The organism is Salegentibacter sediminis (assembly GCF_002078605.1).
GTDB lineage: Bacteria > Bacteroidota > Bacteroidia > Flavobacteriales > Flavobacteriaceae > Salegentibacter > Salegentibacter sediminis.
Genome location: NZ_MSJR01000006.1, coordinates 207,545 through 214,053, shown reverse-complemented (window position 1 = coordinate 214,053; position 6,509 = coordinate 207,545). Strand labels below are relative to the sequence as shown.

Below are 6,509 nucleotides of genomic sequence, written 5' to 3'. Positions count from 1 at the left end.
TTTTTAAACACCGAGAAACAAAACAGCCGAAGCAGCTGGGATAACCAAAGACGTTATTTAAGTTAATTATTAAACCATTTTAATTTTAGATTATGAAAACCCTGGAGAATATGATTATGGAAATTGGAGAGCGCAAAACAGGGTTCTTAAAACGACGGAAACATTTCCGTGTAATAAAAAATAACCATTTTGCATCAGCCTGGAAGCATCACAAAAGTTTTGCAATAGAACCATAAAAACCAAAGCTTATGAACTTTGCCTTGATTTAGCCGGCACAAATTAATTTGTGTCCGGCTTTTTTTTATATTCTCCCGTAAACCTTAAAGTTGGCATAAATAGTGAACTATTTTTTGCAAGTCTTCGTTAATTTGTAGCAGTTAATTTAACCTATGTCATTGTTATTAAAGATTAAAAATTCCCCCAAACTAAAATGGGGATTAATTATTGTCGGGAGTTTATTTGCACTTGGAATACTTTTTTTTGCAAGTATATATTTTGGTGCCTGGGGCAAACTTCCCTCCTCCAAAGAATTGAGCGAACTTCAGCAAAGCCGGGCCACCCAGGTTCTTTCTTCTGAAGGGGAGTTGATAGGAAAATTTTTTATTCACGACAGGCAGCCGGTAAAATTTGAAGAATTCCCCCAGCATTTAATAGATGCTCTTATCGCTACTGAAGACGTTCGCTTTTATAATCATAGTGGGATTGACACCCGAAGTTTAATGCGGGTGTTTTTTAAATCTATCTTATTGCAAGACGATTCTGCAGGAGGTGGGAGCACTATCACGCTTCAGCTTGCCAAGAATATCTACGGAAGAAAAGATTATGGAGTTCTGGGAATTGTAGTGAATAAATTCCAGGAAGTTGTGATCGCTAAAAGGCTGGAAAATACTTATGATAAGGAAGATATCATTAGGCTGTACTTCAATACCGTTCCCTTTAGTGATAATACTTTTGGTATTGAGAGTGCTTCGATGAAGTTCTTCGGAAAACATACTTCGGAATTAAACATAGAAGAATCAGCAGTGTTGGTGGGAATGCTCAAAGCTTCGCATTATTATAATCCGCGTATCTTTCCAGAGCGAAGCAAATTAAGGCGAAATGTGGTGCTTTCACAAATGGAAAAATATGGTTTCATTTCAGAAGAGAAAGAAAAGGCTACCCAGGATTCAGAATTGGTATTGAATTATAAAAATTACGGGCATGACAAAGGTCTGGCCCCATATTTTAGAGAGCAGGTTCGCAAAGACGTAAGCAAGATCCTGGATACTCTAAAAAATAAAGATGGAAAGAAATATAATATCTACCGAGATGGACTCATTGTACATACTACATTAAATTATAGAATGCAGGAGTTAGCAGAGGAATCGATGAAGGAACATATGGGCGCTTTACAGGACCAACACGAAAAATCTTACGGCGAGGCAACACCCTGGAAACGAAACCCTAAAATCCTTGAAGATGCTATTAAAAACTCCAAACCCTATAAAAATCTTGAAAGGGAAGGCTTATCGGAAGATGAAATAATGCTTGAGCTTGATAAAACCAGGCCGATGGAATTATTTGATTATGATGGAACGGTAACTAAAACAGCCAGTATAAAAGACAGTATTGAGCATTATCTTAAGTTTCTAAATTCCGGGATGCTGGCGGTGGAACCGAGTACCGGGGCTGTTCAGGCGTGGGTTGGCGGCATTGATTACCGTTATTTTCAGTACGATCACGTATCTCAAAGCAAGCGCCAGGTAGGTTCAACTTTTAAGCCTATCGTATACTCGGCAGCACTGGAACAAGGTATTGAGCCCTGCACCTACTTCTCTGCCCGGGAAGTAACCTATAAAAAAGGATGGACCCCATCTAATTCGGGAAGTGATGATAACGATCCTCATATGAATTATAATATGAAGGAGGCCCTGAGCAAGTCTATGAACACCATCGCGGTTAAGGTTCTCATGGAAGCCGGGATTGGTAATGTCATCAATCAGGCCAGGAGAATGGGAGTCGAGTCAAAAATTCCGGCGGTACCATCAATTGCCCTTGGTACGGCTTCGTTAAATCTGGCGGAACTTACTACTGCCTTCACCCCTTTTGTTAATGACGGGAGATATAGTGAGCCTTTCTATATTACCAAAATTGAGGATGGCAATGGAAACCTTTTAGCCGAATTTAAACCCAAGAACGGTACTTCCCCTGCCCTTTCTGAAACCAACAGGCAGGTAATGGTAGAAATGATGAAAGCTACTGTTAATGAAGGTACAGCATACCGCCTAAGAAGTACTTACGGACTAAGAAATGACATAGCCGGAAAAACCGGAACCACTCAAAATAATAAAGACGGATGGTTTGTGGGGATGACCCCCAACCTGGTTACCGTAACCTGGGTGGGAAGCGATGATCACCGCATTGGATTTAAAAATACCTATATTGGCCAGGGCGCAAATTCTGCCTTACCGATCTTCGGAAAACTGATGCAAAAAATGAATGCCGAGCCTCAATTTAAAGAAATTACCCAGTCGCGCTTCCCGGTTTCGGCTGATGTGATCGCGATGCTGGACTGTGAACCAGAAAAACGAGATGGTTTCTTTAAACGTTTGTTTGGAAAAAAAGATGATGACAAAAAGGTGAATAACCAAGCTGAAAAACAGGAGGAAAAAGAAGAGAAAAAAGGTTTCTTTAAAAGACTGTTTGGTGGAAAGAAAAACAATTAATATAAAATTGATTTTAAAATCATCCTAAAACACATCCATCTTTCAGATATTTAATTTACTGAAATTCAATTACTTTGTTAATAAAATCCTATAATTTATTCTAAATTTTTCCAGATCAGGATTTTATTTTCAACTTGTTATTCAACTAAAGTGATATAATGCAGGTAGATAAAACTCAGAAATTAGGAAAGATAGATTACAAGGTAACCCGATGGATGTATAAATACGGTAAACCTTTGCTTAGGATCTCCATCGCTGTTGTTTTTATTTGGTTTGGAGCCCTAAAGGTTGTTTTTGACAGCCCTGCCCAGGAACTAATTGCCGCCACGGTTTTCTGGTTCGATCCTGAGATATTCATTCCCATTCTTGGTGTATGGGAAGTGCTGATAGGTTTGTTAATGCTTTCCCGAAAAACAATAAGAATCGCCGTTATCTTATTGTTTCTTCAAATGCCCGGTACCTTTCTGCCTCTAATCATTTTGCCCGAAGTTTGTTTTGAAGATTTTCCATTTGTTCTTACTACTGAAGGGCAATACATTATTAAAAACCTGGTAATAATCGCTGCGGCCATAGTTGCCGGTGGATCGGTGCGGGAGAGAGAATTTGTAGAGCAAGACTTGAAATCGGCTGATGCCGAAAATGAATAAATAAAAAGCCGGAAAGATGATCCATCCTTCCGGCTCTGTCTTTAACCTTTTTAACGCTAGAACTCCTTATTGATAGCCAATCTTAGTTTTCGGGAATAATCTTCTTCCAGCCAGTCCCTGTAATTTTGAGTGCTCTTGCTTATGCAGTAAGAATACTGCTTAATCCTTGACGATATATCATCCTTCAATTCCTTTATTAGTAGCCTGGCATCGAATACATCTTCGCTGTTTTCCACACACATTTTTACATGTTGTTCCATTGACCACTCCAGGACTGCTTTAGATCTTAGTCCCTGTTTAATCACTTTGTCATAGGCCGCTTCCACATCAAAATCAACATCCTCGGTATTGGCGAATTTCTCTCTTATTTCCGGAGGCATTTCATATTTGAATTCTCTTTCAATCTCCTCATCACTAAGCAGGTTTTCAAAATAGAAATCGGGAGCTCTGAATATTTGTCGCCAATCTACCGGGGCACTCCATTCCCCAAACCGCGAAAGGTTGTTCCCCAGGTCTAAAACCGAAAATTCAGATTTCCCCGGAAGTATTCTTGAGCCTCTACCAATCATTTGAAAATAAAGAGTAAGTGATTTTGTAGCCCTGTTTAAAATAATTGTTTCGACGGTAGGTTCATCAAATCCCGTGGTTAATATACTTACCGAAGTAACTATAGCACCGGGAGTATGTTTAAACCATTTTAGAATTTCTTTTCGGTCCTGTTTCCCGGTCGTATTATCAAGGTGCCGGATAGGCAAGCCGGCATTTTTAAAAGTCTCGTAAACTTCAATAGAAGTATTGATCCCGTTATTGAAAATAAGGGTTTTCTTACCTTTTGATTTATCGTAGTAAGCATTAAGGAGTTTCTCCTGCATGCTGTAATTTGTGTAGAGCTCTTCTGAAGATTTAACCGTGTAATCCCCGTTCATTCCCACCTTAAGGCTTGTTAACCCTACATTATAGCTGTAGGTATTTGCTTTTGCAAGGAAGCCTTTTTCAATAAGGGAGGCAATGGAATCCCCAACGATGAGTTCCCGGTAATTATCCTTCATAGGTAATTTAATATTAGAACTTAACGGGGTCGCCGTAACTCCAAGAATGAAGCATTTTTCAAAAAATTTGAATAGTTTTCTGAAGGAATTGTAATGGGCTTCATCGATAATAACCATCCCGATATCTTCCATCTCGAGCTTTTCGTCATTAAGACGGTTATTGAGAGTTTCTACCATCGCCACAAAGCACATATAATCTTCCTGATCGGGTAGCTCCTTAACCTTACTGTTAATTATCTTATTACGCACTCCAAAGTCGGTAAGCATTGTTGAGGTTTGCTTACACAATTCAATACGGTGAGTAAGAATTAACACCTTCTTTTGGGTACGCTGAATGTATTCCCGCACCATTTGGGAGAAAATCACGGTCTTTCCCCCGCCGGTAGGCAACTGATAAAGCAAATTATAATGTTCAGGGTGTTCATCGATTACCTTGAAGATCTTTTTAATATCTTCCTGCTGATAATCATATAATTGCTTATCTACTTTTTTGTCTTCAATTCCGAATGTTTCAACCTCCATAATATCTTTTAAGAACTCCAATTTTGCAAAAATAGCTGATTTCTTAAGTTTGGGAAAATATTTATGTAGGAAATAAAGAATTGAATTTTGTCTTTTTCCTATTTTTAGAGAAATATCTTCTTTCACCTCTAATTGAAAGTTCCTCACTCCCCTCGTTGTTTTCTGAAATTGAAATAACATACACCAGATTTTATGATAGGGAAAAATTATATATCGTTATTAAGGGAAAATATACTATTTAAGGATTTGGAGGAGGAAAAGCTGGCTGGTTTTTTAACGGCATTTCAGGAAGAGATCTGGCCAAAAAATACCTGTAACATCACTAAAACTCCAACTCTCTTTAAATTCTATATTATCGCTGAGGGCAGAGTGAAAATTTACCGGGTAGACCCCGAAAGCGCCAGGGAATTTACTTTGTTTCTGCTCAAAAAGAATGATATTTTTGATGTATTGTGTCTGCTCGAAAACTGTGAGCACAAAGTTTTTTATGAAACTTTGGATGAAGCTACCCTCTTATCTGTTCCCATTAAAATTATGCGGGAGTGGATCGTGAAATATCCGCAGATAAATAAATCGCTTTTGCCCTATATGGGCAAACAGATTCGTATTCTCGAAGAGTACACTTCAAACGTTGTTCTGTCTGATATCTCCAGTCGTTTGGCTAAATTAATATTGACAAATATCAATAAGAAGTCAAAGAAACTCGAATTAATAAATGATCTCTCCAATGACGAACTGGCCAATCTTATTGGTTCTACCCGTGCAGTGGTTAACAGGCATCTTCAGCAATTTAAAAAAGATGGTATTTTAAAAATTAGCAGGAAAAAAGTAGAAATCACTAACCTGGAATTACTTTTAAAACAAGCCGAAAAAAATCACTTTTCAGGTTAAATGAAACAAGCGTTAAATATTATACAATATTGATCCAATGCTACTTACGTAGTATTTGTTTGGCTCTAGCTGATATATCTTTACTTAAATCTAAAAAATATACTGTCATGAAAAAGTTAATTTTCAGCATAGTATTGATGGGGATCGTATTCTCCAGCTATGCACAAAAGGTCATCCGATTGGATGAAGTAACAATGGAGCTAAGCTCTGAAGCACTCAAATTGAATCCTGACTCACAAACTTTAATTGTGAATCTTCCCGAGAAATACACCGGGCACTTTAATGAAAGCCCTTTAAGGTTTGTACGCGAGAATTTTGATATCCAAAAGTTTATCATTGCTAACCGGGATGCAGATTATGAACATTATGATGTCTACTTTAAAACCAATAAAGGAGATCTAAAAGTTAGGTTTAATAACAAAGGTGATCTTTTAACCAGTTACCAGGTTTTTAAAGATGTAAAAATGCCTTATGCAACTGCTGTAAGTATTTTAAAACAAAACCCAAATTACTCTATAGTAGGGAATAAGCATATCGCATCCTCAAGGAATAGCTGGACCCTGGATAAGGAGTTCTTTAAGGTTAAACTCAGAAACGGATCTAAAAGCAAGAATATTAGAGTGGACCTGGATAAATCGGGTATGGGTAAACTTGCCGCCATGTAGTTTTTAAAAAAGAACACGGCCCTTAAAAGG

At 38.0% G+C, this 6,509-nt stretch carries 5 protein-coding genes; 4 read left to right on the top strand and 1 reads right to left on the bottom strand.

Annotated features, from left to right (window positions below):
• Positions 1-389: 389 nt before the first annotated feature.
• A complete protein-coding gene (locus BUW93_RS10820; RefSeq protein WP_232778346.1) occupies positions 390-2,705 on the top strand; it encodes a penicillin-binding protein 1A in 2,316 nt (771 codons plus the stop codon).
• Positions 2,706-2,863: 158 nt separating this feature from the next.
• Positions 2,864-3,352, top strand: coding sequence for a hypothetical protein (locus tag BUW93_RS10815; RefSeq protein ID WP_081211716.1), 489 nt, complete (start codon positions 2,864-2,866; stop codon positions 3,350-3,352).
• A gap of 56 nt (positions 3,353-3,408) precedes the next feature.
• Here BUW93_RS10815 and BUW93_RS10810 read toward each other — a convergent pair whose 3' ends face one another.
• Entirely contained in the window at positions 3,409-4,923 is a 1,515-nt protein-coding gene (locus BUW93_RS10810) for a DEAD/DEAH box helicase (RefSeq protein ID WP_081211724.1), read from the bottom strand.
• A 192-nt stretch (positions 4,924-5,115) separates the two neighbouring features.
• Here BUW93_RS10810 and BUW93_RS10805 point away from each other — a divergent pair, with 192 nt between their 5' ends.
• Positions 5,116-5,814 (top strand): Crp/Fnr family transcriptional regulator, encoded by a 699-nt coding sequence (locus BUW93_RS10805; protein ID WP_081211715.1) that lies wholly within the window; start codon positions 5,116-5,118, stop codon positions 5,812-5,814.
• Positions 5,815-5,921: 107 nt separating this feature from the next.
• Complete coding sequence (locus BUW93_RS10800; RefSeq protein ID WP_081211714.1) at positions 5,922-6,479, top strand: hypothetical protein; 558 nt, start codon at positions 5,922-5,924, stop codon at positions 6,477-6,479.
• The last annotated feature ends 30 nt before the right edge of the window (positions 6,480-6,509 follow it).